Origin of the sequence: Streptomyces sp. NPDC050121, from assembly GCF_044460385.1 — a bacterium.
Classification (GTDB): domain Bacteria; phylum Actinomycetota; class Actinomycetes; order Streptomycetales; family Streptomycetaceae; genus Streptomyces; species Streptomyces soliscabiei.
Map to the genome: position 1 here is coordinate 155392 of NZ_JBITJV010000012.1, position 25807 is coordinate 181198.

27 protein-coding genes are annotated in these 25807 nt (G+C 70.4%); 18 read left to right on the forward strand and 9 right to left on the reverse strand.

Going from position 1 to position 25807, the window contains the following annotated elements; genetic code table 11:
• Window positions 1–7 precede the first annotated feature (7 nt).
• Window positions 8–421 carry a BlaI/MecI/CopY family transcriptional regulator gene (locus ACIBTS_RS20230; protein ID WP_399320962.1) on the reverse strand — a complete coding sequence of 138 codons (414 nt, stop codon included), beginning with the start codon at window positions 419–421 and terminating at the stop codon, window positions 8–10.
• 237 nt (window positions 422–658) lie between these two features.
• On the opposite strand from ACIBTS_RS20230, the gene ACIBTS_RS20235 reads away from it, so the two are divergent.
• From ACIBTS_RS20235 to ACIBTS_RS20295, 13 genes are all read left to right on the forward strand, one after another.
• Window positions 659–1774: a spermidine/putrescine ABC transporter substrate-binding protein gene (locus tag ACIBTS_RS20235; protein WP_399320963.1), complete on the forward strand. Its 1116-nt coding sequence runs from the start codon at window positions 659–661 to the stop codon at window positions 1772–1774.
• Window positions 1774–2649, forward strand: a complete 876-nt coding sequence (locus ACIBTS_RS20240) for an ABC transporter permease (protein ID WP_399320965.1) — start codon at window positions 1774–1776, stop codon at window positions 2647–2649. Before ACIBTS_RS20235 ends, ACIBTS_RS20240 begins: the two co-directional genes overlap by 1 nt.
• An 11-nt stretch (window positions 2650–2660) precedes the next feature.
• The gene (locus tag ACIBTS_RS20245) at window positions 2661–3416 is read left to right on the forward strand and encodes an ABC transporter permease (protein WP_319672547.1); all 756 of its coding nucleotides are present in this window, start codon (window positions 2661–2663) and stop codon (window positions 3414–3416) included.
• Entirely contained in the window at window positions 3413–4558 is a 1146-nt protein-coding gene (locus tag ACIBTS_RS20250) for an ABC transporter ATP-binding protein (RefSeq protein WP_399320967.1), read from the forward strand. The genes ACIBTS_RS20245 and ACIBTS_RS20250 overlap by 4 nt, the downstream gene beginning before the upstream one ends.
• Complete coding sequence (locus ACIBTS_RS20255) at window positions 4555–5862, forward strand: glycosyltransferase (protein ID WP_399320969.1); 1308 nt, start codon at window positions 4555–4557, stop codon at window positions 5860–5862. The genes ACIBTS_RS20250 and ACIBTS_RS20255 overlap by 4 nt, the downstream gene beginning before the upstream one ends.
• Window positions 5863–6144: 282 nt before the next feature.
• Window positions 6145–6849, forward strand: a complete 705-nt coding sequence (locus tag ACIBTS_RS20260) for an MFS transporter (RefSeq protein ID WP_399320971.1) — start codon at window positions 6145–6147, stop codon at window positions 6847–6849.
• A gap of 278 nt (window positions 6850–7127) precedes the next feature.
• The gene (locus tag ACIBTS_RS20265) at window positions 7128–8252 is read left to right on the forward strand and encodes an ABC transporter substrate-binding protein (RefSeq protein ID WP_399320972.1); all 1125 of its coding nucleotides are present in this window, start codon (window positions 7128–7130) and stop codon (window positions 8250–8252) included.
• Between the two features lie 104 nt (window positions 8253–8356).
• Window positions 8357–9139, forward strand: a complete 783-nt coding sequence (locus tag ACIBTS_RS20270) for an ABC transporter ATP-binding protein (RefSeq protein WP_399321094.1) — start codon at window positions 8357–8359, stop codon at window positions 9137–9139.
• Window positions 9136–9957, forward strand: a complete 822-nt coding sequence (locus tag ACIBTS_RS20275; protein ID WP_399320973.1) for an ABC transporter permease — start codon at window positions 9136–9138, stop codon at window positions 9955–9957. The genes ACIBTS_RS20270 and ACIBTS_RS20275 overlap by 4 nt, the downstream gene beginning before the upstream one ends.
• Window positions 9958–9973: 16 nt before the next feature.
• On the forward strand, window positions 9974–11467 hold the full coding sequence (locus ACIBTS_RS20280; protein ID WP_399320975.1) for a dihydroorotase family protein: 1494 nt from the start codon (window positions 9974–9976) through the stop codon (window positions 11465–11467).
• 39 nt (window positions 11468–11506) lie between these two features.
• A complete protein-coding gene (locus ACIBTS_RS20285; RefSeq protein ID WP_399320977.1) occupies window positions 11507–12589 on the forward strand; it encodes a protein kinase family protein in 1083 nt (360 codons plus the stop codon).
• 96 nt (window positions 12590–12685) lie between these two features.
• Window positions 12686–13375, forward strand: a complete 690-nt coding sequence (locus ACIBTS_RS20290) for a hypothetical protein (protein WP_399320979.1) — start codon at window positions 12686–12688, stop codon at window positions 13373–13375.
• 113 nt (window positions 13376–13488) lie between these two features.
• The gene (locus tag ACIBTS_RS20295; RefSeq protein ID WP_399321096.1) at window positions 13489–13980 is read left to right on the forward strand and encodes a flavin reductase family protein; all 492 of its coding nucleotides are present in this window, start codon (window positions 13489–13491) and stop codon (window positions 13978–13980) included.
• A 10-nt stretch (window positions 13981–13990) separates the two neighbouring features.
• Here the strand turns inward: ACIBTS_RS20295 and ppk2 are convergent, their stop codons facing one another.
• Together ppk2 and ACIBTS_RS20305 are read right to left on the reverse strand one after the other, a co-directional pair.
• Complete coding sequence (gene ppk2, locus ACIBTS_RS20300) at window positions 13991–14794, reverse strand: polyphosphate kinase 2 (RefSeq protein WP_399320981.1); 804 nt, start codon at window positions 14792–14794, stop codon at window positions 13991–13993.
• Between the two features lie 208 nt (window positions 14795–15002).
• Window positions 15003–15617, reverse strand: coding sequence for a dihydrofolate reductase family protein (locus ACIBTS_RS20305; protein ID WP_399320982.1), 615 nt, complete (start codon window positions 15615–15617; stop codon window positions 15003–15005).
• Between the two features lie 155 nt (window positions 15618–15772).
• Here ACIBTS_RS20305 and ACIBTS_RS20310 point away from each other — a divergent pair, with 155 nt between their 5' ends.
• Window positions 15773–16294, forward strand: a complete 522-nt coding sequence (locus ACIBTS_RS20310) for a hypothetical protein (RefSeq protein WP_399320984.1) — start codon at window positions 15773–15775, stop codon at window positions 16292–16294.
• A 105-nt stretch (window positions 16295–16399) separates the two neighbouring features.
• Window positions 16400–16864: a DUF5990 family protein gene (locus ACIBTS_RS20315; RefSeq protein ID WP_399320986.1), complete on the forward strand. Its 465-nt coding sequence runs from the start codon at window positions 16400–16402 to the stop codon at window positions 16862–16864.
• Between the two features lie 33 nt (window positions 16865–16897).
• On the opposite strand, the gene ACIBTS_RS20320 is transcribed toward ACIBTS_RS20315, so the two are convergent.
• Window positions 16898–18175, reverse strand: a complete 1278-nt coding sequence (locus ACIBTS_RS20320; RefSeq protein WP_399320987.1) for an MFS transporter — start codon at window positions 18173–18175, stop codon at window positions 16898–16900.
• 86 nt (window positions 18176–18261) lie between these two features.
• On the opposite strand from ACIBTS_RS20320, the gene ACIBTS_RS20325 reads away from it, so the two are divergent.
• Complete coding sequence (locus ACIBTS_RS20325) at window positions 18262–18696, forward strand: VOC family protein (RefSeq protein ID WP_399320989.1); 435 nt, start codon at window positions 18262–18264, stop codon at window positions 18694–18696.
• Between the two features lie 109 nt (window positions 18697–18805).
• On the opposite strand, the gene ACIBTS_RS20330 is transcribed toward ACIBTS_RS20325, so the two are convergent.
• From ACIBTS_RS20330 to ACIBTS_RS20340, 3 genes are all read right to left on the reverse strand, one after another.
• On the reverse strand, window positions 18806–20008 hold the full coding sequence (locus tag ACIBTS_RS20330; protein ID WP_399320990.1) for a hypothetical protein: 1203 nt from the start codon (window positions 20006–20008) through the stop codon (window positions 18806–18808).
• Window positions 20009–20136: 128 nt separating this feature from the next.
• Complete coding sequence (locus ACIBTS_RS20335) at window positions 20137–20664, reverse strand: SigE family RNA polymerase sigma factor (protein ID WP_399320991.1); 528 nt, start codon at window positions 20662–20664, stop codon at window positions 20137–20139.
• Window positions 20665–20904: 240 nt separating this feature from the next.
• Entirely contained in the window at window positions 20905–21573 is a 669-nt protein-coding gene (locus ACIBTS_RS20340; protein WP_399320992.1) for a DUF4097 family beta strand repeat-containing protein, read from the reverse strand.
• Between the two features lie 240 nt (window positions 21574–21813).
• On the opposite strand from ACIBTS_RS20340, the gene ACIBTS_RS20345 reads away from it, so the two are divergent.
• Entirely contained in the window at window positions 21814–22569 is a 756-nt protein-coding gene (locus tag ACIBTS_RS20345) for a helix-turn-helix domain-containing protein (RefSeq protein WP_399320993.1), read from the forward strand.
• A 317-nt stretch (window positions 22570–22886) separates the two neighbouring features.
• Here ACIBTS_RS20345 and ACIBTS_RS20350 read toward each other — a convergent pair whose 3' ends face one another.
• Window positions 22887–23798, reverse strand: a complete 912-nt coding sequence (locus ACIBTS_RS20350; RefSeq protein WP_399320995.1) for a helix-turn-helix transcriptional regulator — start codon at window positions 23796–23798, stop codon at window positions 22887–22889.
• An 85-nt stretch (window positions 23799–23883) separates the two neighbouring features.
• On the opposite strand from ACIBTS_RS20350, the gene ACIBTS_RS20355 reads away from it, so the two are divergent.
• Window positions 23884–24669, forward strand: a complete 786-nt coding sequence (locus ACIBTS_RS20355) for an SDR family NAD(P)-dependent oxidoreductase (RefSeq protein WP_399320996.1) — start codon at window positions 23884–23886, stop codon at window positions 24667–24669.
• An 88-nt stretch (window positions 24670–24757) separates the two neighbouring features.
• On the opposite strand, the gene ACIBTS_RS20360 is transcribed toward ACIBTS_RS20355, so the two are convergent.
• Complete coding sequence (locus tag ACIBTS_RS20360) at window positions 24758–25756, reverse strand: helix-turn-helix transcriptional regulator (protein WP_399320997.1); 999 nt, start codon at window positions 25754–25756, stop codon at window positions 24758–24760.
• Window positions 25757–25807 lie beyond the last annotated feature (51 nt).

A 25807-nucleotide genomic window follows, 5' to 3' on the forward strand; every position in this document is an offset into this window, starting at 1 on the left:
GCGTAGATCACGCAGTGCCTCCGGGATCCGCCCGGCCGTCGTCGAGCAGGGCCCGCAGGAGCTCCTCGTCCTCGGGGCCGAGGCCGGAGACGAAGCGGGCCAGGACGGTTCCGCGGTTCGCGTCCTTGTCCAGTTCGGCGTGCATGCGGCGGGCCGTCAGACCGGGCGGGTCCTGGGCCGGGGCGTAGGCGTAGCCGCGGCCCGCGGGGGTGCGGGTGACCGCGCCCTTGGTGTGCAGGCGCGTCAGGATCGTCGTCACCGTGGTGCGGGCCAGGTCCCCGCCGAGCGCCGCCTGCACCGCGACCGGCGTGAGGGGCGCGTCGGCGGCCCAGAGCGCGGCCAGGACACTCGCCTCCAGCTCACCGGCGGGCCTCCGGTCGGGCCGTCCGCCGGCCGGCGGGTCTTCGTGTCCCTCTGCCATGGAAACGCTCCTCGGCTCTCTTTCGTCTGCAGAGCGGTGAACCGGCTACGCGGTTGCTGGACCTGTCCTGGTCGCCACGACTGTAGTCCGCTCGACGCCAGGTGACACGCCGTCTTGCCCGGTGCATGCCACCGATGCGAAACTCCGGGAACCGATGCCTGCCCGCGCGCCTCTCGGCGCACCGGGCGCGGCACAGCCCCACGCTCAGCCGGCTGATCTCGACAGCAAGGGAGTGGCGTGTTAGGCGCACCGAGGTTCAGGCACGTTTCCCTGGCCGCCGCGGCGGCCGCCCTCGCCCTCGTTCTCTCCGCCTGCAGCGGTGAAGACCGGCCGGGCGGAAGCGGCCCCGCCGCCTCCGCGTCACTCGACCGCGAGGCCGACCTGAGCAAACAGCGGCTCACCGTCTCGAACTGGGACGGCTATCTGCCCGAGGACCTTCCCGCCAGGTTCAAGTCCGCCGTCGGCCCCTCCGTGACCGTCGCCAAGCACACGACCAACGAGGAGATCGTCGCCAAGCTGACCGCCTCCGCCGACAGCGGCATCGACGTGGCGTTCGTGTCCGGCCAGTACGCGCAGGCGCTCGCCGCACAGGGCCTGCTCGAACCGATCCACCACGATCTGGTCCCGCACCTCGCGAACCTCGATCCGCTGGCCTCCCGGCTCGCCCACGACAAGGGCAACGTCTACTCCGTGCCGTACACCTGGGGCACCACCGGGCTCTGCTACCGCAAGGACCTCGTCGGCCGCGCCCCCGACAGCTGGAACGACCTGCTGAAACCGCGCCCCGCGGTCAAGAAGAAGATCACCATGCTGAAGACGGAACGCTGGCTCTTCCTCCCCGCGCAGAAGGCGCTCGGCTACTCCGTGAACACCACCGACGAGCAACAGCTCGCCCGCGTCAAGGAGTTGCTGCTCACCGCGAAGAAGGGACTCCTCGCCTACGACGACACCACGTTCGGCGACCGGCTGAAGTCCGGGGAGACCGCGCTGGCCGAGGCCTGGGACGGATGGTGCCCGACCGACGACGAGAGGATCGGCTTCGTCGTCCCCAAGGAGGGCAGCGACCTGTGGACCGACACGATGGTCGTCCTCAAGTCGTCGAAGAACAAAGAGGCGGCGCACGCCTTCATCAACTACGTCCTCGACGCGAAGGTGCACTCCTGGGTCGCCTCGAACATCTTCTACAAGGTCCCCAACGACGCCGCCATGGCCGAGATCGACCCGGCCCTGCTGAAGAGGTATCCGGCGCTCGCCATGACGCCCGAACAACTCATCAGGGGCGAGTCCGTCGTCGACGTCGGGGACGCCTCCACGGCGTACACCCGGATCGTCACGGAAGTCACCGCGGGCTGATGGTCGGCACGCTGAAGGCGGGCCGGGTACCGCGCCTGCGCGCCCGCGTCGTGCTGATCGGTCCGGGCCTGTCGTACCTGGTCGTCCTGCTCATGCTGCCGCTGGGCCTGCTGATCGGCTACACACTCTTCAGGCGGGGCCGCTTCGGCCGGATCGCGTACGAGGACGGGGCCACCGGGGAGAACTTCACGAGGCTCACCGACTCCCTGTACGCCTCAGTCCTCACCGACTCGCTGCGGATCGCGGCCGTCACCACGGTGCTCGCACTCCTCCTCGGCTACCCGACGGCGTACGCCATCGCCCGGCTGCCCAGGAGATGGCGCACGGTCGCCCTGGTCCTGGTCGTGCTGCCGTTCTGGACCAACTTCCTCATCCGGACCTACGCCTGGATCGTGCTGCTGTCCAGTAAGGGCGTGGTCAACACGGCCCTCACCGGCATCGGGGCGATCGACCGGCCGCTGCAACTCCTCTACACGGAGCCGGCCGTCGTCGTCGGACTGCTCTACGCGTATCTGCCGCTGATGGTGCTGCCCCTGTACGCGGCGATCGAGCGCGTCGACGTGCGCCTGCTGGAAGCCTCGGCCGATCTGGGAGCCCGCCCCGCCCGCACGTTCTGGAGCGTGACGTTGCCACTCACCCTGCCCGGCGCGCTGACCGGCTGCGTCTTCGTCTTCGTGCCCAGCCTCGGCAACTTCGTCGTCCCCGAACTGCTGGGCGGCGGGCGCACGGTCATGGTCGGCACCCTGATCAGGGACCAGTTCCTCACGGCCCGGGACTGGCCGTTCGGCTCGGTCCTGGCCCTCGCCCTCATGGCGTTCCTGGTCCTGCTGCTCATGGCGCAGGCGTGGGCCGGACGCCGGCTGGGCGGCCGCTGATGCGCCGACCCATGCTCCTCCCGCTCTGGGTGACATACGTGTTCCTGTACACGCCCGTCGTCGTGCTCGTGGTGATGTCCTTCAACCGCTCGGACAGCCCCTACGAGTGGTCCGGGTTCACCACGGACTGGTACGGCACACTGGCGGGCGACGACGAGGTGCTGCGGGGCCTGGTCAACACGATGATCGTGGCCGCGGGCGCGACCGGCCTGTCCACCGTTCTCGGCACACTGCTGGCCGTCGGACTGGCCCGCCACGCGAGCCGGTCCCGACTGCTGCACGCCCTTACGGTGATGCCCGCCGTCCTGCCCGACATCGTCCTCGCGATCGGCCTGCTGGCGTTCTACTCGTTCGTCTCGGCGACCCTCGGCCTGCACTCGGTGCTGCTCGCCCACACCGTCTTCGGCCTGGCCTTCGTCACGGCCGTCGTGCGCACCCGCATCGCCCACGTCGATCCCTCACTGGAGGAGGCCTCGCGCGATCTCGGCGCGGGAGAGGTCACCACGTTCCTGCGGATCACCCTGCCGACGCTCGCCCCGGGGATCGTGGCGGGCGCGCTGCTGACGTTCACGCTCTCGCTCGACGAGTTCGTCATCGCCTTCTTCACCGCCGGACCCGAGGACCCCACCCTGCCCATCGTCATCTACTCGATGATCAGGTTCGGTGTGACCCCGGAGATCAACGCGCTCGCCACCCTGCTGCTCGCGGTCAGCTTCACCGTGGTGATCGCCGCCCAGCGCCTGAGCCGGCTCACCGAGGCGCTGTGAGCCAGGACCCGCTGATCCGGATCCGGGGTGTGACCCGCGCGTTCGGCGACACCGTGGCCCTGGACGGCGTCGACCTGGACATCGGCGCGGGGGAGTTCTTCGCCCTGCTCGGCCCGAGCGGCTGCGGCAAGACGACGCTGCTGCGCGTGCTCGCCGGATTCGAGACACCGGACGGCGGCACGGTCGCCCTGGACGGCCGGGACCTGCTGGGCGTGCCCGCGCACCGGCGACCGGTCAACCTGATGTTCCAGTCCTACGCGCTGTTCCCGCACCTGAATGTCGAGAAGAACATCGCGTACGGGCTGGCCAGGGAAGGCCTCGCCCGGGCGGAGATCCGCGACCGGGTCTCGGCCGTGCTCACCACCGTCGGACTGACCGAGCAGGCGCGCAGACGACCGCACCAGCTGTCCGGCGGGCAACGGCAACGGGTCGCACTGGCCCGCGCCATCGTCAAACGGCCTCGCCTGCTGCTCCTGGACGAGCCGCTGTCGGCGCTGGACAGGAACGTCCGCGCGGAGATGCAACTGGAGCTGAAACGGCTCCAGCACGAGGCCGGCATCACCTTCGTCGTCGTCACGCACGACCAGGAGGAGGCGATGTCGCTGGCCGACCGCATCGCCGTCCTGGACCGGGGGCGCGTCCTCCAGGTCGACACCCCCGTCGAGCTCTACGGGCGCCCCCGGAGCAGGTTCGTCGCGGGCTTCGTCGGCTCCAACAACCTCTTCTCCGGGCGGCTGCTGGCCACCGGGGGGCTGGAGGCGCCCGGCGTCGGCGTGCTGCCCGCTCCCGCCGACGGCCGGACCGGAGCCGGCGTCGTCGCCGTACGCCCGGAGAACATCCGCCTCACCGCGGCGGACGCACCGGGCGCCGCGCCGGGCGCCGAGCAGGCCCTGCTGCGCGGAACGGTCCTGGACGTCAGTTTCCACGGCGGCTCCTCACGGATCGCCGTCACGGTCCCCGGTCTGCGCCGGCCGATCCTGATCACCGCGTCGGGCCCGGCCCCGGTGGCCGTCGGCACGCCGGTCCGCCTGTCCTGGGATCCGGGCAGCGCGGTCCTGATCGAGACGGACGGGACGGAAAAGGCAGGCGAGGTGGACGAGGTGGACGAGGCGAGCTCGGAAACGGGAGGACAGGCCCCATGAGACCACTGACGATCCTCTTCGCGCCGGAGAGCGCCTACGGACCGACCAACAACTGCGTAGGCATGGGCGACGTACTGCGCCGACGCGGCCATCGCGTGGTGTTCGCGGCAGAGGCGTCCTGGAAGGGCAGGCTCACCGCGCTCGGCTTCGAGGAGGACCTGGTCGAGCTGGCCCCGCCGCCCGAGAAGCCCCAGGAGGCGGGCCAGTTCTGGAAGGACTTCATCCGGGACACCGCCCCCGAGTTCAGGAAACCGACGATCGAGCAGCTGGGCACCTGGGTCAGGCCGGTCTGGGAGGAGCTGGTCGCCGGCGCCCGCTACTGCGAACCTCGGCTCAAGGCGATCATCGACCGGGTCCGGCCGGACGTGATCGTCGAGGACAACGTCGTCTGCTTCCCCGCGCTGACCACGGCCGGCGTCCCCTTCGTGCGGATCGTCTCCTGCAACCCGCTGGAGATGAAGGGCGACCACATCCCTCCGCCGTTCTCCGGGTACCCGGCCCACGACCGCGCCGGCTGGGCCGAGTTCCGTGCCGAATACGACCGCACGCACCGCGACGTGTGGTCCGCCTTCAACGCCTGGGTGGTGGAACAGGGCGCACGACCGCTGCCCGACCTGGAGTTCATCCACGAGGGCGACCTGAACCTGTACGTCTACCCGGAGATCGCCGACTACACCGACGCCCGCCCGCTCGGTCCCACCTGGCACCGGCTGGACTCCTCGGTCCGTGAGACCGACGAGGAGTTCACCCTGCCCGCCGAACTGGCCGACCCACGAACCCGTACGGACGGCAGCGCACTGCTCTACTTCAGCCTCGGCTCGCTCGGTTCCGCCGACGTCGACCTCATGCGCAGGATCATCGGCTCCCTGGCGCGCACCCCGCACCGCTGCATCGTCTCCATGGGGCCGCTGCACGACGAGATCGAACTCCCGCCCGGTATGTGGGGCGCGGAGTTCCTCCCGCAGACGCGGATCCTCCCCCTCGTCGACCTCGTCATCACCCACGGCGGCAACAACACGACCACCGAGTGCCTCCACCACGGCAAGCCCATGATCGTGCTGCCCCTGTTCTGGGACCAGTACGACAACGCGCAGCGGGTGGCCGAGCTGGGCTACGGCGTCCGACTCGACCCGTACCGTTTCACCGACACCCAACTGCACCACGCCCTCGCGGAGTTGCTGGGTGACACCCGCCTACGGCGCACGCTGGGGGAAACCTCCGCGACCATCCGGGCGCGCGACGGGCTGCACACGGCCGCGGACCTCGTCGAGCAGGTTGGGTGCGACCCGCAGGCCCTCCCGTGACAGCCCCTGGGAGGAAATCCCTCGCAGGAGGGCTCCGGGTGTCGGTTTTCCCGGTTTCGGAGGCTGTGGCTGGATCGGACAGCGGGAGGGGCCCGAGTGTTCTCCTCGTGCAAGCCGCGTGCGGCATCGCCGTGCCACGAGGGAGAGTTCCGTGAACGTCACACCCACGAACACGCCGCGAGAACGGCAGGTGGCCACGCTGGTCATGGCCTGTGTCGGCATGCTCGTCGCCTGTCTGCCGGCTCCCAGTTGACCTGGGTGTCGGCGGCGTTCCAACTGCCCATGGCCGCGCTCATCCTGACCGCCGGAGTCTTCGGAGACGTACACGGCCGCAGGAAGGTGTACCTGGCGGGACTGGCGATGGCCGGGGTGGGCGCGGCCGCGCTGTTGCCGTCGACGCTCGCGCTGATCAGCCATGCCGTGCCCGACCCGCGCAAGCGGGCCACGTTCGTCGGGCTCTGGGCGGCTTCACTGATGGCGGCGCTGGCCGTCGGCCCGATGATCGCCGGTGTGATCCTCGACCACACCGCCTGGCGATGGATCTTCCTGCCGACCGTACCGGTGGCCGTCATCACCCTGGCGGTCGCGTTTCCCCTGGTGACCGACTCCCGCGCGCCCGGTGACCGCCGGCTGGACTGGCCCGGCCAGATCACGGCGGCGGTGGCCATCAGCGCGCTGGTCTATGGCGTCATCGAGGGTGGCGCCTCCTCAGTTCACCGAGGGGGTCGAGCGGGGGGGAATTCCACACATGGCGGTGACGTGGGTGCGGGCCGGCGTTCCAGTCGGCCCCGCTCCTCCAGGCGGGCCACCTGGGACGCCACCCGCCTGCGGAGTGACGTTCAGACGGCGGGCCGGTTCGGCGCCGGTCAGGCCGGGCTCGGTGTGCACACAGATCAACAGGGAGTACGGCGCGGCCGCGATCGGCCCGTCGTCATCGTGTTTCACACCCGGAGAATACGGCACCTGGACGGGTGTCCATCTGCTTGACCCTTGACAGTGTCCGGCGAGATCGAGCGTCCGGCGGGGTTGGGGACCTCTTGCGTCGCGGTGGTGAGGAGCGTCAAGGTGGGGGCACCGGCGTTGCCGGGAACCGCCCTGAGTGCGAACAAGTCTCCCGCCCCGCAGCCCAGTTGGGCCGCCGAACCGCACGTCTCCTGACCAGAGAGCCCTGAACGGCAAGCCGAGCGCAACAACGAGCGCCCGCCGTCTTCCGGCGCGGAACTCGTCGACCGACATCCCTTGCTCCCCGGCCTCGGAGGTACGCGATGCGGCACGTGCAGCAGTTCCTACGACGCGGCGTCAGCGCCGTCGCTCTCGCCGCCCTCGCGGCGCTCTCCGGCTGCACGGACAGCTCGTCCTCCTCCGACGGCGACCCGGGCGGCCCCGCCCAGCTCGACCTCGCCATCCCCTCGGCCGTGATCGCCCCCAAGGAGGAAGTCGCCACCTACGCCGTGGGCGACGCCGAGGGCTACTTATCGGCGGAGAAGCTCAAGGTCAACGTGATCAACACCGACGGTTCGGTCGCCGCGGTCCAGGCCGTCGCCTCGGGCAGCGCCGACATCGCGCCGGCCGACGCCGGAGCCATCCTGGCCGCGCGGGAGAAGGGCGTCCCGGTCAAGGCCGTCGGCGGCCTGGTACGGAACTGGCCGTGGCGCATGGCGGTCCAGCCGGACAGCGACATCAAGACCGCGGCCGACCTCGAGGGCAAGAAGGTCGGGGTCATCAGCCTCGCCTCCGGCTCGGCCATCTACGCCCGTGCCTACGCCGCCGACGCCGGACTGGACGCCGCCAAGGACGTAGATCTGCTGCCGGTCGGTGTGGGCGCACAGGCCCTGTCCGCTCTTCAGAGCGGCAAGGTCGACGTACTCGCCCTGTACACGCAGGCCTTCACCACGATCGAGAACACCGGCACCGAGTTCCGCTACCTGGACAACTCCGCTGCGTTCGACGGCATCCGCTCCCTGACCTTCGCGGTGACCGAGAAGACCCTGAAGGAGAAGAAGGACGTCCTCACCCGCTACTTGCGCGCCTCCTACAAGGCGCTGCTCTTCTCCGCCGTCAACCCCGAGGCCGCCATGCGCGACGGCTACCGGGCGTTCCCGCAGTTGCTGACCGGCAAGAAGGCCGACGACCGCATCGGCGACGACACCAAGACCCTCCAGGCGTGGATCAAGACCGCCGTCCCGGCCTCCGGCGAGCCCGCGAGCTTCAAGGACTGGGGTGCGATCAGCGACGCGGAGTGGAGCAGGACGGTCGCCTACACCAGGACGTCCGGCCAGATCACCAAGGACGTCTCTCTGCCGCAGCTGTGGGACGACAGCCTCCTCAACGGCGCGAACGACTTCGACTCGGCGGCAGTCGTCGAGAAGGCGAAGGCCGCCGACCAGTGACCGGAACGCATCACCGGGAAGGCAAGGGGGCCGACAGGGCGATGAGGATTCCGGGGCGACGCCGACGCAGCGGGCCGGGCGGTGGCGCGGTGGCCCAACCCGATGTGGACGAGGACCGCTGGATCGAGGTCACCGGACTGCACAAGACCTACCGGCCGAGCAGGTCCGAGCCGACCCACGCGCTCTCGGACGTCGGCTTCACCGTCCGGCGCGGCGAGTTCGTCTCGGTCGTCGGGCCCTCGGGATGCGGCAAGACCACGCTGCTGAAGATCCTCGCCGGGCTCGTCCCCGGGAGCCGGGGCGCGGTCCGTGTCGCGGGCCGCGACGTGACAGGGCCGCTGCCCGAGGTGGGCATGGTCTTCCAGGCGGCCACCCTCCTGCCGTGGCGCACCGTTGTGCAGAACGTGATGGTCCCCGTGGAGGTGCGCGGGCTCGACGCCCGTGTCCACCGCGAGCGGGCCGAGCGGTTGCTCGCGATGGCCGGACTCGACGGGTTCGAGGACAAGTACCCCCATGAGCTGAGCGGCGGGATGCAGCAGCGCGCCGGAATCTGCCGGGCCCTGGTGCACGACCCGGCCGTGCTGCTGATGGACGAACCCTTCGGCGCGCTCGACGCCATGACCCGCGAGTACCTGAACGTCGAGCTGCTGCGGATCTGGCGGGAGAGCGGCCAGAGCGTCGTGTTCGTCACCCACTCCATCCCCGAGGCCGTCTTCCTCTCCGACCGCGTGGTGGTCCTCAGCCCCCGCCCCGGGCGGGTCGCCGAGATCGTCGACATCGGGCTGGAACGCCCGCGCGCGATCAGCGTCATGGCCTCGGACCGGGCCGGGATCCACGTCGAGCGGATCCGCAGGCATTTCGACGCCACGAGCGTGATCGACCGATGAGGCCCCGCAGAACACCCAGGCCCGGCAAGGGGCCCCGCCTGGATCCGAGAGAGCGCCCCGAACTGCTCCTCGTCCCCGCCGTCTTCGTGATCGTCATGCTGGCCTGGGAGTTCGCGGTCCCCGCCCTCGGAGTCGACGACTACCTGCTGCCGCGGCCCTCCCAGATCCTCGACGCGCTGCGCACGCAGCTCGCCGACCCGTTGTTCTGGGGCCATCTGAAAGTCACGCTGCTGGAGTCGCTGTACGGCTTCCTCCTGGGCGCGGGCGCCGCCCTGGTCCTCGGCGCCGCGATCTCACAGGTGCGGCTGATCGAACGCACCTTCATGCCGTACGTCGTCGCCTTCCAGACGGTGCCCAAGGTGGCCCTCGCGCCGCTGTTCGTCGTGTGGTTCGGCTTCGGCATGACGAGCAAGGTCGTCATGGCGGCGGTGATCTCCTTCTTCCCGATGCTGGTCAACGTGATCGAAGGGCTGCGCTCGGCCGACGCCGACCGGATCCAGATGCTCAAAGTGTTCGGGGCCGGCCCGTTCCAGGTGTTCAGGATGGTGCGGCTGCCGAGCGCGCTGCCGTTCATCTTCGCAGGCCTCGACATAGGGATCGTCTTCGCGATCCTCGGCGCCGTCGTCGGCGAGTTCATCGGGGCCAAGGAGGGCCTGGGATACCTCCTGCTGCAGACCAACTACAACTTCGACATCGCCGGCATGTTCGCCGTGCTGGTGGTGCTCTCCGTACTGGGGCTCGTCGCTCACTTCGTCATCCGGTTCGTCCAGAGGCGCGTCACCTTCTGGTCCGAGGCCGGCCGCGTGATCGGGGCATGAAATGAAGGAACCCACCGTGACCGAGTACGACCTCGTGCTGAAGAACGCCCGTGTCGTCACCCACGACCACGACGAGGCCCGGCCCGCGGACATCGCCGTCAGCACAGGGCGGATCGCGGCGGTGGCCCCCGGCATCCCGACGGCAGGCGCCCGCCGGGTCGTCGACGCCCGCGGCAGACTGGCGTTCCCCGGCGTCGTCGACGCCCACCAGCACTGGGGGATCTACCACCCCCTGGCCGAGGACGCGGCCACCGAGAGCCGCGCGTGCGCGCAGGGCGGCGTCACCAGCGCCCTGACCTACATGCGGACCGGGCGCTACTACCTCAACAAGGGCGGCGCGTACGCCGACTTCCTTCCCGAGGTACTGGCCGCCGCCTCCGGCCGCGCCCACGTCGACTACGGCTTTCACCTCGCGCCCCTGTCACGCGCTCACATCGACGAGATCCCCGACCTGATCGAGCGGTTCGGCGTCACCTCGTTCAAGATCTTCATGTTCTACGGCGGTCACGGCCTGCACGGCAGGTCCGCCGACCAGAACGCCTTCCTGATGCTCACCGACGACGAGCGCTACGACTACGCGCACTTCGAGTTCGTCATGCGCGGAGTCCAGGCCGCACGCGAGCGCTTCCCCGACCTCGCCGACGAGATCTCCCTCTCCCTGCACTGCGAGACCGCCGAGATCATGACCGCCTACACCAAACTCGTCGAGGAGGCGGGCGACCTCACCGGCCTGGCCGCCTACAGCGCCTCCCGGCCCCAGCACTCCGAGGGGCTCGCGGTCTCCGTCGCCGCCTACCTGGCGCACGAGACCGGGCTGCCGACGATCAACCTGCTGCACCTGTCGTCCCGCAAGGCGGTCGACGCGGCCGTACGGATGAGCAGGGCGTTCCCGCACATCGACTTCCGTCGCGAGGTGACCGCCGGGCACCTGCTCGCCGACATCACCACCGCCCACGGCCTCGGCGGCAAGGTCAACCCGCCGCTGCGGCCCCGCGAAGACGTCGAGGCCCTCTGGGAGTACGTCCTCGACGGCACCGTCGACTGGGTCGTCAGCGATCACGCCTGCTGCCGTGAGGAGGTCAAGTTCGGTGAGCCCAAGGACGACGTCTTCCTCGCCAGGTCCGGGTTCGGTGGGGCCGAGTACCTCCTTCCCGGCCTGATCACCGAGGGGACGAAGCGCGGCCTGCCCCTCGGCCGGATCGCCGCGCTGACCTCCTTCAACCCCGCCCGGCGCTACGGGCTGCGCGCCAAGGGCAGCCTCGCGCCCGGCTACGACGCGGACATCGCCCTGGTCGACCCGGACCGCACCTGGACCGTGCGCGCCGCGGACTCGGAGTCGACGCAGGGGTACACCCCGTTCGAGGGCTTCGAGCTGACGGCCCAGGTCACCGACACCTTCCTGAGAGGCGTCCACATCCTGCGGTCGGGCCAGGCCGTCGGCCGGCCCGTCGGCGCCTATCTGCACCGCCCGACGCCGACCTCCACAGCGGTCCCCTCGCCTTTGACATGATCGACGGCAGTCCGTACCGCTGTCTGGCTGGAGCCGCCGATGGAAGTGACCGATTCAGGGCATGCCGCGCGGGTGCGCGCATACGCAGGCGTGGGCGCCCGTCTGTCCCTGCTCAGCGACCGTCGGCTGCAGGACGCGGTGGCCGCGGCGCCGAGTCTCGGCTCCGGCATCGGCGGCAGGTCGGCGGAGCTGGAGGTCGACGGGACACGCGTCTTCGTCAAACGGGTCCCCCTGACGGACGTCGAGCTACGACCGGAACACCTGCGGTCCACCGCCAACCTGTTCGAGCTTCCCCTCTTCTACCAGTACGGGGTGGGCTCGGCCGGGTTCGGCGCCTGGCGTGAGCTGGCCGCGCACATCCTGACCACCGGCTGGGTGCTGACGAACGAGTACGCGGGTTTCCCGCTGCTGTACCACTGGCGGGTGCTGCCGGACAGCGCACCCGCCGGCTTCGTCGACGGGCTCGGGGGCATCGAGAAGGCGGTCGCGCACTGGGAGGGCTCGCCGGCCGTGCGCCGTCGGCTGGAGGCCATCGGCTCCTCCTCCGCCAGCCTGGTGCTGTTCCTGGAGTACGTGCCCCGCACGCTGGCCGCGTGGCTCGGCGAGGCCCGTGACACCGCCTGGCGGGGTCCGCACGGCGAGTCGCCCTGCCGATGGGCCGAGGATGAACTGGTGCGCGGGACGGACTTCATGAGCGCGCGCGGACTGGTCCACTTCGACGCGCACTTCGCCAACCTGCTCACCGACGGCCGACAGGTGTACTTCGCGGACTTCGGGCTCGCGTCGAGCCGCGGCTTCGACCTCTCGCCGGCGGAGGACGCCTTCCTCACCGACCACCTCGGGTACGACCGCTCCTACGCACCGAACCACCTGCTGCGCCATCATGTGCCGGACGAGGTGCGCGGCGGCGCCGACCACAGTGCGTTCCTGCGCGCATGGGCCGACGGTCACCGGCCCGACGGCGTTCCGTCCGACATCGGCGCGATCCTCGATCGTCACGTCTCGCACGCGGTCGTCCTGGACGACTTCCACCGCCGCCTGCTCACACAGAGCAAACGCACTCCGTTCCCCGCAGCCGAGCTCCAGCGGGCCCTGGCCAGGCCCCCGGGGGGAGTGCCCTGAGGGGCCGCCCCTCTGTGACATGCATGTGACAGGCCTGTGACTGGCAAAGTGATGTGCGTCACGGCCCATGGGGTGCGCCACCACCAAGATCATCGGATGTGGAGAAACCTCTTACCGGCCGGAGCGGCCGGGCGCCCCGCCCTCGCCGTCCTGGCCGCTGTCGGCGTCACGGCGGGCATCCTCGTCGGTTGGCCGGCACTCGACACCGTGAACGGGTGCGGGCTCGCGAGTGATCGGTACCCGTCCGGGACCGCGCAGGACTGGGTGTGGTACGCCGATGTCGTGGTCGTCGGCCGGGCCGTACGGGAGAGGGAGAGCGGGCGGGAGAAGCTGGCGGCCGGAGCGTACGGTTACCAGCTGCAGCGGACCGTTGAACTGACCGTGCAGGACCGGCCGTTCGACTCCCGCACCCGCTCCCACCCCACCGTCGGGGCCACCCTCGACTATGTGGCCGCCGGCTGGAAGGTGCTCCGTGCCGACGGCACGACCCGGGTCCCGGACCTGACCGGCGACGCCCCGCGCGTCATACCCGGCCACACCTACGTCCTCGCGCTGCGCTGGGAGGGGGAGCGGTGGGTCGCGCTCGGGGAAGGGGCCGTGGTGCCGTTCGACGAGCAGGTCGTCGGGCGTGGGGAGTGGTGCGGGCGGGTTCTCGACACGGACGCCTTCGCCCAGGGCGAGCGGACCGGCCGCTCGGACGACCACAGCCTGGAGAAGACCCTCCTCGGCCAAGGCCGGCCGGCCCTGGAACGGGCCCTCCGACAGGCGGCGCGTCAGGGGTCCTAGGGCGTCTTCCGGCGCGATGTGTGAAGGACGACAAGGATGGATGACGAGCGGGGACGAGGTACTCGCAGGGCTCAGGGGCTGATGGGCCGCCGCACGACTGGAGGGACATGAGCATGTCGGACATGAGCGCTTTCACCGACCGGCTGGACCCCGACATGTGCGTCGTGACGGCCCATGCGGGTGGCGACCGTGCGGGTTGCCTCGTGGGATTCGCCTCGCAGTGCTCCATGCGTCCGGTGCGGTTCGTGGTGTGGCTGTCGAAGGCGAACCGGACCTACGAGGTGGCCTGCGCCGCCGACTTTCTCGCCGTGCATCTGCTGACGCCGGACCGGTACGAGCTGGCTGCCCTGTTCGGCGGTGAGACCGGCGACCGTCTGGACAAGTTCGCGCGCACGCACTGGACGGAGCGGCACGGCGGGGCCGTCGTCCTGCGGGACGCGTGCGCGTGGTTCGTCGGCAGGATCGAGCAGCGGATCGACGGGGGCGACCATGTCGGCTTCGTCCTGGACCCAGTGCAGTCCGGCGGGCAGGAGAAGAGCGAGGACGAGCCGCTGCTGCGGCTCTCGGACACGCTCACGATCGAACCGGGGCATCCGGTGCCGTAGGCGCGCAGGCTCAGAGGTTCGCCGCGTGATCGGGGACGTAGGTCTGCAGATCAGGAGGCGGGCGCTGGTATCCGGTCGAGGGCGGACGCGGCGGCAGCTCCAGGACGGCCGGAGGCACGTCGCGGTACGGCAGGGAGTCCAGCAGGTGGGCGATCATGTTCAGCCGGGCCCGGCGCTTGTCGTCGCTCTCGACCACGTACCAGGGCGCCCCACTGACGTCGGTGTGCACCAGCATCTCGTCCTTCGCCCGGGAGTACGCCTCCCAGTGGGTGATCGACTCCAGGTCCATCGGGGACAGCTTCCAGCGCCGCAGCGGATCCTCGAGGCGGCGCCGGAAGCGCTCCTGCTGCTCGACGTCGCTCACCGAGAACCAGTACTTGCGCAGCAGGATGCCGTCCTCGACCAGCATCCGCTCGAAGATCGGGCACTGCCGAAGGAAGAGCTGGTGCTCCTCCTTCGTGCAGAAGCCCATCACATGCTCCACCCCGGCCCGGTTGTACCAGGACCGGTCGAACAGCACGATCTCCCCGGCCGCCGGCAGCTGCTCAACGTACCGCTGGAAGTACCACTGGGTGCGCTCGCGCTCGGTCGGCTTCGGGAGGGCCGCGATCCTGGCCACCCGCGGGTTGAGGTGCTCGGCGACCCGCTTGATGGTGCCGCCCTTGCCCGCCGCGTCCCGCCCCTCGAAGATCACCACCAGTCGGGTGCCCTCAGCCCGCACCCACTCCTGCAGCTTCACCAACTCCGTCTGCAGGCGCAGCAGTTCCGTCTCATACGCCTTGCGCGACAGTGTCGCCGCCTTCTTGCCGGCCATGCCGCCTCCACCGCCCGATGACCTACGCCGATGACCTTCGAGGTCACCCGTACCCACGGTCGAACACCTGGACGCCACCGTACTGACCGACGACGCACCGCGCACCCCGGCCGCCGCCTTTACTGGCCGCCCCTTTACTGGCCGTCGCCCTTAGCGGGCGGCGCTCGGCCGGTGTTTCTGCTTCGACCGTGTGCGCCTGGCGGCCGGGTCACTTCACGAAGCGGTACTTCAGGTGGGTGGCGAGGGGCGTGTCGACCACCCGCACGGGCTTGAGGTTTCGCCGCCCGGCGCCGAGCCCCTCGAAGAGCCGTAGACCCTCGCCGAGGAGCGCGGGCACCACATGCAGCTGCAGTTCGTCGATGAGTCCCTCGCTGAGGTATTGCCGCACCGTCCTCGCCCCGCCCGCGATGTCGACGTTCCGGTCCCCGGCGGCGGCCCTCGCCTGGTCGAGGGCGCTGTGGATGCCGTCGGTGACGAAGGTGAACGTGGTGCCGCCCGCCTTGACCAGGGTCGGGCGCGGGCGGTGGGTGAGCACGAAGACCGGGGTCCGGAACGGCGGGTTGTCGCCCCAGAACTCCTCGCCGGTGTCGTACATCATCCGCCCCATGACCACCGCTCCGGTGGCATCGAACCACTCGCGCATCAGCTCGGAGTCGCGGTTCTCCTCCCCGCCGGTCATGCCCTGGCGCTGCCGCCAGCTCGCCAGGTTGTGGATCCACTCGAAGAGCGGCTCGGCGCCGTCGCCTCCGGGGTTCTCGAGGGTGACGTCGGTGCCGGCGATGAAGCCGTCGAGGGAGATGGCCAAATCCGCGGTCACGATCATGACGGGGTGCTCCTCAAGGTCTGGGAAGTGCTGCCTGTGCCTTCACGTCGATCGGGCACCGCTGTTTTCGACAAGCCACACTGGAAGAGCACGCACCCCGTGTCGGGTGGCGCCGGTGAGGGTCGCCGGTGCGGCCACGCCGACCAGGAGGATCCATGCCCGCATCCGGCAGCCCGCCTGCCCGGCCCGTGGCACGGGTCGGCGTCGCCCTGCGACACCGTGCCGCCCACCTCCTCGCCCGCCTGCACCACGGACCCGCCTCCGGCGGGCTGTCGCGCCGGGCCCAGCTGCGGGCACTGCTCGCGGTGCTGGACGAGGCGGTGGCCGCTCAGCGGCCCGCCGATGCGGCAGTGGCCGCGTGCGGGGAGCCCGGCCCCGTCTCAGGGCGGACCGCCCAGGACTGCGGGCACGCGGGCTCGGCCATCGTCCGTCTCCGGGCCCGCCTGCTGGCACTGCCGCTCACCCAACCCGATCTGCTGGCGGCACAGGCGTATGCGGGGCGGCTGCTGGCCTACGACCAGTGGATGCTGCGCCAGTCGCTGAACCTGGCCTTCAGCACGCACCCCGACGCCCGTACACAGGAGGCCCGGCAGCGACTCAACGGCCTGGGCCGCCCCGCGGACGATCTGAGGCGGCTGCGCGACGCCCTCCGGGCGGCCTGGACGTACTGCCCCTGAGAGGGGGCGAAAGTCCCGCCTGTTCTGCCGCGGCAGGCATGCGCGCCGGTTCGGTCTGGTCGGGCGTGCTGTCGCCCCAGCAGGCCGGCGGGGATGATGGCAGACATGCGCATCCGTATCGACGCCGTCGACCTGCCCGGGCTCGTCTGCCGGTCTCCCGCTGACGGGGACGCTCCCGCCTACGCCAACGTCCATGTCGCCGTGCAACGCCGTGACCGTCCGGCCGAGCTGCTGGAGCCGCAGCCCGGTGACGCCGCGTCCGCGACATGGACCCTGGAGTGCACCGCCGTCCCCTCGCCGGCCGGCACCGAGGTGAAGGGCCCGTATGTGCAGGACCGGCTGGGCCGCCGATTCGTCTACCTGTCCTGGGGCACGGTCGACGAGGCGGGCGTCTTCTCGATGTTCCGCCGCGCCAAGCTCATGCTCGACGTCGTGCCCGCCGAGGTGCTTGCCGCCGCCGCACGCGACGGCCTGCTGGTCGGACGCCTCGGGCTGACCGACGCGCACGGCGGCCCCCTGTGCGCACGGGTCGAACCCCCGCACGTCACCTGGACCGCAAGCTCGGTGTGACGCCTCTCGCGATTGCGCAGGAGCTGCCGGAGTTCACGCGGCCTCTCCTGCCGGGCGTTCGACGGCATGGGGCTGCCGCGCGATGCCGGTCAGTGTCCCGGTCAGCGTGATGGCGAGCATGGCGACACCGATGACGAGACAGCCCGAGGTGACGCCCAGACCGGCGGCGGCCGCGGTGGTGACGGCCGCGCCGAGCGGATCCAGCGCCGAGTGGATGGTCCAGAACGAGGACGTGACCCTGCCCAGCAGATGACTGGGCGTCACCTCCTGACGCAGCGACATCGAGCAGATGCCGGCGATGCCCGTGCACATCAGGTTGACCGTTACCAGCGCGGCGATCACCGGCACGTTCCGGGTCAGGCCCAGGCCGGCGACGGTGATCCCCGCGAGTGAGAACGCGCTGATCCAGCTCACGCCGAACCCGAGACGCTTGCGGACCCGGGCGACCACGGAGGAGGCGATGAACGTGCCTACGGTGCCCGCCGCCAGGACGTAGCCGACCGTGGTGTCCGAGCGGTCCAGATCGTGCTTGAGCAGGTAGACGACGAGGTCCGTCAGCCCGTACGTGAGGAAGGTCAGCAGCGCCAGCAGCACGGTCAGCGGGCGCAGCACGGGGTGATCCCACAGGAACCGGGCGCCGGCCAGGAACTCCTGGCGTGCGGTGCCGCGTTCGGGCACGGCGGCGGCTTTGGGTGGCTTGCCGTCGAAATTGACGAACAGGACGCCGACCGCGGCGACCGCGAAGGTCGCGGCGTCGATGCCGAGCGCGGTGGCCGGCCCGGCGGAGGAAGCCACGAAACCCGCGAGCGCGGGGCCGGCGACGCTCGCGATCGCACACGTCGCGTACATGTGACCGTTGGCCCTGGTGATCTGGTCAGGTTCGACGAGGGCCGGCACCACGGTCACGTAGGTGACCCGGAAGAGCATGGAGAAGACACCCGCGACGGGGACCACGGTGTAAATCAGCCAGACCGGGGTCGAGAAGATCCACGCCAGCGGGATCACGAGGAAAAGCAGACAGCGCGCTCCGTCGGTGAGCACGAGGAGCCGTCTGCGGTCGAAGCGGTCGGCGACGAGGCCCGCGAACAGACCGGCGACGATGGAGGCGACGCCGGTGAGACCGGTGACGAAACCCATCTGAAGGACCGAGCCCGTGCTGTGCAGCACCAGCAGCGGCAGAGCCACGTAGGAGAAGGAGTCACCGAGCGAGGACAGGGTCTGGATGGCCAAAAAGATTCGGTAGGCGGAGTTGCTCCATAAAGAAGGAGGGTCGCTCCCCGGTTCCGCTGCCCGTGCCTGATTCTCGGACATTTCCCCTGGCGACACAGTTCCCCTTCCCGGTCCAGATCCCGGTGAGTAGGTCACGCCCCACAATAGGTGGGGGCTACGGTGGATCAATGTCGTCGATCAAGCAGTTCCAGGTCACTTTCGACTGCGCGGAACCTGAGCGCGTCGCTCGCTTCTGGTGCGAGGTGTTGGGGTACGTCGTCCCGCCGCCACCGGAGGGGTTCGCCACGTGGGAAGAATTCTCTCGCTCGCTGCCGTCCGAGGAACAGGGTTCATGGTTCGCCTGCGTCGACCCCTCAGGGGTCGGCCCGCGACTGTTCTTCCAGCGCGTTCCCGAAGGCAAGGTCGTCAAGAATCGGGTGCATCTGGACGTGCGGGCAGGCACCGGACTCGTGGGTGAAGAGCGCCTTGCCACGCTTGAGGCCGAATGCGCCCGACTGGTCGCGCTCGGCGCGGTGCGCGTGCAACTACTGCCTGCCGATGACGACAACGAGTCGTGCATATCGATGCAGGACATCGAGGGCAACGAGTTCTGTCTCGACTGACCGTCCTCCGAGAGGGCGAGGCAGCACAGGGCGCCTGATCGGGTGATCGCGCGCGAGTCGGCGCGTGACAGGGGGCCGGCGGACCGACCGAACCCGACCGGCCCCCGGGTCAGCGTGCGAGGAGCCAGGTGCGGCTGGTGGCGATGGTTGTGAGCTCTTCGGTGGTGATGAGCGGGGTGGCGCCGCTGTGTCGGGAGGCGGGGGTGGGTGCGTTGTAGGCGGTGAGGGACATCCACAGTCCGTTCACGCGCAGTGCGTCGGCTCGGAGTTGGACGACTCCCGGCTGCTGGCCGGGGCTCTGCCTGGTGCCCACCTTGGTGCCGTCGGGCAGGGTCCGGTTCCAGATTTCTTTGTCGCCGGCGACCCGGGTGGCCTGGATGTATGTCCTGTGGCCGGTGGTGCGGTCGATCACGACGACGTGCCCCTCGGCTCCGGTGCCACCTTCGGAGGTGATGTGGAGACGGTGGGGCAGGAGGGTTTTGAGGACGGGGAGGATGTCGCCCGGTTCGGCCTCGGTGCCCGGCTTGAGCGTTCCGAGCGGGTTGGCTTCGCCGTCGCCGGTGAAGGACCCGTCGACGAACATCGCCAGGTAGCGCAGTTTGCCGGGGTTCATACGGGGGTTGCGGCTGACGGACGATGCCTTGGTCTGCCGGGCCGCCGGCAGGTTGTGCGTGGTGACGTCGATGAGGTATCCGCTGGGCGAGAGCATGGTGACCGCCCATTCCTTGACCCCGCCTGCCTTGCCCGCTCGGGTGTATCCCTTCACGGCCCGGTTGTCGGGCTGTTGCGTGCACTCCTCGTAGGGGGAGTCGTTGGCCGTCGGGCAGGTGATCTGTTTCTTCAGGGCGGGTTGGGAGGGGTCGACGCGCCGTACCGAGAGGGTGACTCTCGCCGCGCCCCAGCCGTCCTCGAAGTCGATGGATGCGGTGGCGGGCCGGGCGCGGTCGGTGCTGCCCGTTGCTTGGAGTTCGGGGTGTGCGACGGCGATTCCGGCCCGGTTCATGCCGTTGTGCAGGATGTTCTTCATCTCCTGGGCGCTGACGGCGAAGTGGCGGTAGTCGCCTGCGGGCCGTGGCGTCGCGGCCTGCTCGCCGCGGTCCGGGCCGCCACCGCTGTGCGGGGCGTTCAGCCGGAGTCCGGCGGTGGCCACGAGGACGACGGCCAGCGTGCTGCCGGCGACGACGCCGGCCCGGCGGCGGGCCAGCCTGCGTCGGCCGCGGGTGAGGCTGCCTTCGGCGAGGGAACGCCGGTCGGTGGTGACGGCGCCCGCGGTGCGGCGGAGCGCCTGGGCGAGTTCGTCTTCGAAGTCCATGGGCTGAGCACCGGTTCCTTTCATGGTGCGGAAGGGGGGAAGCGCGCCGGCGCAACGGGACGGGAACCGTGCTTGGCCCGGCTGTTCGCCGCGGGAAGGCGTGAGCAGGAGGGTTGGGTGCGGGGTGGTCAGGCGGGGGTGGTCAATTCGGTGAGGCTGCCGCCCAGTTGTCGGCGGAGTTTCGCCAGGGCTCGGGTCGAGCGGGTGCGTACGGCGGCGGGGCTGACGTTCAACGCGTCGGCTGTCTCCTGCACGCTGCGGTCCTCCCAGTAGCGCAGGACCACCACCGCCCGGTCCTTGGGCGGCAGTTCCCGCAGGGCTGCCAACAGCGCGAGCCGCAGGGCCGGGTCGTCCGCGCTGTGCGGGGGCGGGGTGTCGGGGAGTTCGGCCAGGGGTCGTTCGGCCGCGGAGTATCGGCGCCGCTGGGTGATGAACGTCCGTACGAGAACGGTCTGGGCGTAGGCCGCGGGGTTGTCGATGCGGGACATCCGTCCCCAGCGGGTGTACATCCGGCTGAGTGTCTCCTGCACCAGGTCCTCGGCGAGGTGGCTGTCTCCGCTCGTGAGCAGGGATGCGCAGCGGTGCAGGTGTCCGGCGCGCGCGGCGGCGAACTCCATGAACTCATCCGTCCGGGACCTGGTCCGGGACCTTCTCATTCGCACCCCTCGAATGCCGTCTGGTCGGCCTACATCTCTCCGACGCGGTCGGCCGGGGAAAATGTTTCATGTCATTTTTCGGGTGGCCCCCGGGTCGGTCGGGCGGCTCGTCTCTGCCGCGGCCGGGTCCGGGGCAGGGGGAGGCAGTTGCACGGGCCCGCCGCCCCCGGGGTGGACGGGGTGGGGGCGCGGCAGCCCGTGCCCGCCGAAACCCAGGGGTCGGGGAGTCGCCGAGAACGCCTAGATGCTGCGGGCGGTGATGTCGCCGTGGGCGGTGGTTGCGTGGATGGTGAGGCCGGCGGCGGCGCCGTCGGTGTTCGTGAGCGTGTTCCGGATCCGGCCGTAGCCGGTGCCGGCGTCCAGGGCGGCGGAGACGCCGCGGGCGGCGCCGATGGACACATCGCCCTGCTCGGTGCGCAGCGTGACGGTGCCGCCGACGGCCTCGGCGACGGTCAGGTCGCCCTTCTGGGTGCTGATCTCGCCGTCCCCGCCCAGGCGGCCGACCGAGACGTCGCCGGCCTGCAGGACGAGGCGGGCGCCGGCGGTCTCGTCGAGCTTGACCGGGCCCTGCGCGCTCTCGTAGGCGACGTGGCCGAGCCGTCCGACGCCCCGGAGCTCGGCACCGGCGGCCTTCGCCTCGACGCGGGAGCCGGCGGGCAGTTGGACGGTCACCTCGACGGCCCCGGAGGCGCCGAGGATCTGGTTCTTCGCGGGGGTCTCGATCCGCAGGACGCCGTCGGCGTAGGCGACCTCGGTCTGCTGGGCGGCTTTCACGTCGCGGCTCTTGGTGCCGTCGGCGGGAAGGACCTCGACCGTGGTGTCGGGCCGGTCGGCGGCGATGAACCGGATGCGTCCCGCGGGGATGTCGAGGACGACGGAGATCGGGGCGGGGCTGTCGAACTTCTGCATCGTGGGCTCCTTCAGCTCTTCGGCTCGTTGTTTCCGATGAAGGAAAAGCTACGTTGCGTTCAAAGGTTCTTCAACAGTTTCGTTGCGCTCAATGGTCATATTGGCAGGTGGAAGCAGTGAAATCGTTGCAACTGCTTGAGTTGGAACGCAACAAGGGTCACCCGTTGCGTTGCAATGGATTGGCGGTGAACGCTATGCTGGCGGTATCGGGCAGCACAAGACGGCACGAAGGAGACCGCGATGCCGGGAGGCAGGCTCACGCAGCAGGAACGTCAGCAGATCGCGCTGGGGCTGGCCGACGGCCTCGCCTACGCGGAGATCGCCAGACGCCTCGACCGCCCGACCTCGACCGTCACACGCGAGGTGATGCGCAACGGCGGCCCCACCGCCTACCGCGCCGACCTGGCCCACCGCGCCACGGAACGTCGTACCCGTCGGCGTAGGAGGATCGCGCCCCCGGGACCGCAGGTGCCCGAACAGGCCCACGGACGCGACGCCGACGCCGTACGCGAGTACGAGGAGACCTTCACCACCCTCCTCGTGCACCAGGGCCTGCCCAAAATGATGTCCCGGGTGCTGACCTGCCTCTACACCACCGACGCGGGCAGCCTCACCGCCTCCGAACTCGTCCAGCGCCTCCAGGTCAGCCCGGCTTCCATCTCCAAAGCGGTCGCGTTCCTGGAAAGTCAGGGCCTCATTCGCCGGGAAGCAGGAGAACACCGCCGCGAGCGCTACGCCGTCGACGACGATGTCTTCTACCAGTCGACGATCGCCGCCGCCCGGGCCAGCACCCAGCTCGCCGAGACCGCACGGCAGGGCGTGCACGTCCTCGGCCGTGACACGCCGGCCGCCGCCCGCCTGGAGAACATCGCCCGCTTCGTCGACTTCGTCGCCGAGGGCATCACCCGCGCAGCAGAGCAGGCCCGCGAGGTCCTCCACACGAAAGCCGAAACACCTTCAGCCGGCGCCGCCGAGCCGAGTCCGGGCCACGGCTAGCCGGCCGCCCGCACCGGCTCCGGCCGTCACCATACGCAGACGGTGACGGCCTCTCGGGTTCGTTTCAGCGCAAGGGGAGCGCCCGTGTGTGTTCGATGCGTACGGCGCCGAACTGGCCGTACAGGTCACCCGTCCCTGGTAGGCGCTCACGGTGAACCGGAAGGTGCGACCCGACCCGGAGCCATGCCCCCAACTCCTCAGGTGTGTGCTCCACCGAGTTCCATCCCGTGCGGGCGCCGGCGGAGGCTCAGTGTGGGGCGGCTCGCGTGGGTGGGGTTGTGCCCGGGAGCGGGAGCCGGTGCGCTGGAACAGTCGTGTCAGACGCCGTTCCACGGTCTTGTGACTGCAGGCGAGTTCAGTGGCGATCTGCCGGTCGGTAGCGCCGTCACTGCACCAGCCTCGGCTTCCAGTACGTTGAGAAGAGCCAGCGCGTCGGCGCTGGGGGATCCTGGTCGCGCGCTGTAGAGCACGAGGTGCTGGTCGCGGTCCGTGAGCTTGAGCGAGTCGCAGTCGACGGTGAGCTCCCCGACGACCGGGTGGCGGAAGGTCTTCGTGAGCATCGGCGCGGCCTGCACGTCATGCCGCTCCCAGAGCCGGGCGAAGTCGGGGCCGGCGTCGCGGAGTTCGTCCACGAGGCCGGTCACCGCGGGATCCGTCGGGTAGCGGGCGAGGGCGGCGCGCAGTTCCATGACCACCTGGTGCCGAAACTCGGCGGCGTCGGAGATCCCGTACAGCGTCGCGTCGCCGCGTTCCGGCCCGAGAAAGGTCCGGCGCGCGAGATTGCGGTCCTCGGGGGTCCGCTGGGCGAAGTCCTCCATGAGCGCGGCCGCGAGGGCGTTCCACGCGAGGACCTCGAACGCGGCGGACATCACGAAGGCGGCCGTCTGCGGCAGCCGTTCGAGGAGCGCGAGGATGCTCGGGCGGACGTCGCGCCGGTGCAGCCGACGACCGGTCGGCGCGGTACCCGCGAGAACGTGCAGATGGTCGCGCTCGGCGTCGGTGAGCCGCAGCGCGCCTGCGATCCCGGCGAGGACCTCACCCGACGGCCTGGGCGCTCTGCCCTGCTCGAGCCGGATGTAGTACTCCGTGGAGATGTGCGCGAGGACCGCGGCCTCCTCGCGGCGCAGCCCCGGTGTCCGGCGTCGTGGTCCGGAGGAAAGGCCGACATCCTCCGGCCGCAGCCGCTCGCGACGGCTACGGAGGAAGGCCCCGAGCTCCTGCTTGTCCATACCCCAAGTCTGCACGCTGCGCGGCGAGGGATCCTGGTACAGCTTGTGCCTCCATCCGGTCTGGGTCCGGTCCGACACTGGCGTCATGACGAACAACACCGACATCGCGCCCATCGGCCTGCTCACCGGCAAGGTCGTGTTCATCACCGGCGCCAGCCGCGGCATCGGGGCGGCCGCGGCCCGGCTCTTCGCCTCCGAGGGCGCCTCCGTCGTGCTCGCCGCCCGCAGCACCGGCGCCCTCGACCGCATCGTCACCGAGATCCGCGCCGACGGTGGTGTCGCCGACGCCGTCCCCCTGGACCTCGCCGACCGGCCGAGCATCTGCGCCGCCGTCGACCGCGTGGCAAAGCTGCACGGACGGCTCGACGGCGCCTTCAACAACGGCGCGGTGCCCCAGCAGCAGTTAGGCCCGGTCGACACCACCAGCGACGAGGACATCGACGAGCAGTTCGCCGTCAACTTCCGCGCGCACTGGACCGCCATGACCGCCGAGGCCGCCCTCATGCGGCAGGGCGGCGGCGGAGCGATCGTCAACACCTCGAGCATCGGCAGCCGGCGCGCGAACCCCGCCCTGCCCGCATACGGCGCCATGAAGCGCGCCCTCAACAGCCTCACCGAGACCGCCGCGGTGAACTGGGCCGGTGACCGAATCCGGGTCAACGGCATCACCCCCGGCGGCACTTCAACGGAGATGATCGACACCTGGGAGGCGGCGGCTCCCGGCATCGTCGAGCAGATGACCGCAACGATCCCGCTCGGTCAGATGGCCGAGCCCCGTCAGATCGCCGAGGCGGCCGCGTGGCTGCTCAGCGACCGGGCCTCGTACGTGACCGGCGCGATCCTGCCGGTCGACGGCGGCGCCGGCGCCTGACAGGAAGGCCAGTCTTCGCTCCGCTGTTCTTCCGTGCCTGTTGGTGAACTGGGGTCCACGGATGGCTGAGGGGAGGTGTGTTTCGTTCTCACGGCGTCGGGCCGATCTGTGGTCCTGCGGTGGGCGCGGCGCGGCCGTAGCGGGCGGCGAGGTCCGCGAATGCCGTGGCGAGTTGGGGTGGGCCGATGACTTCGATGTCGGCGTCGAAGCGGCCGAGGGCGGCGGCTAGCCCCGTCCATGACCAGGAGCCGAGGGTGAGCCGGCAGCGGTGCGGGCCGAGTTCCTCGACGGTTGCGTCCTGGGCGAAGGGCGCGACGTCGGCGGCCGGGAGGTGGAGGACGACCTCGCCTTGGCAGGGCCAGTCGCTGGTGGTGCCGTCGTTGCCGCGGAATCGGCTGGTGACGAAAGTGGAGACGTTGCCGCCGGGGAGTTCGCGCGGGGTGAAGCGGGGGCCGGTGGGTGTGCGGGGCCGGATGCGGTCGGCGCGGAAGGTGCGCCAGTCCTCGCGGTCGAGGTCCCAGGCGACGAGATACCAGCAGTGCCGCCAGGTGACCAGGTGGTGGGGCTGTACGCGGCGGCAGTCATCGGCTGAGGCGGCCGGGCCCGGCGTGTAGTCGAAGCGCAGTTCTTCGCGGGCGTGAATGGCGCGGCTCAGCTCCAGCAGGACCTGGGCGTCGACTTCAGGGGTGTCGCGGGCCGTGGGCGCGGGGACGGCGGTGATGCGCAGCAGGTCGATGCGGTGACGCAGGCGCGGTGGCATGACCTGACGGAGGGTCGCCAGGGCGCGGGCGGCGTCTTCGGCGACGGCGGTGCCGGCGGCCGCGGACTGCAGTGCGACGGCCAACGCGACGGCCTGGCCGTCGTCGAACAGCATGGGCGGCAGTTGAGCGCCGGCCTCCAGGCAGTAGCCGCCGCCCGGTCCTTTGACCGTCCTGATCAGGTAGCCGAGTTCGCGCAGGCGGTCGATGTCACGGCGCACGGTGCGCGAGGTGACGGCGAGACGCCCGGCGAGATCGTCGCCGGACCGGTCACGGTGCCTCTGAAGCAGCGAGAGCAGCGCGAGCAGCCGGGAGGACGTTTTCTGCATGAGATCCATCTTCACCGAAGTACAGGACCCATCCTGTCCTCTACCTCCGCC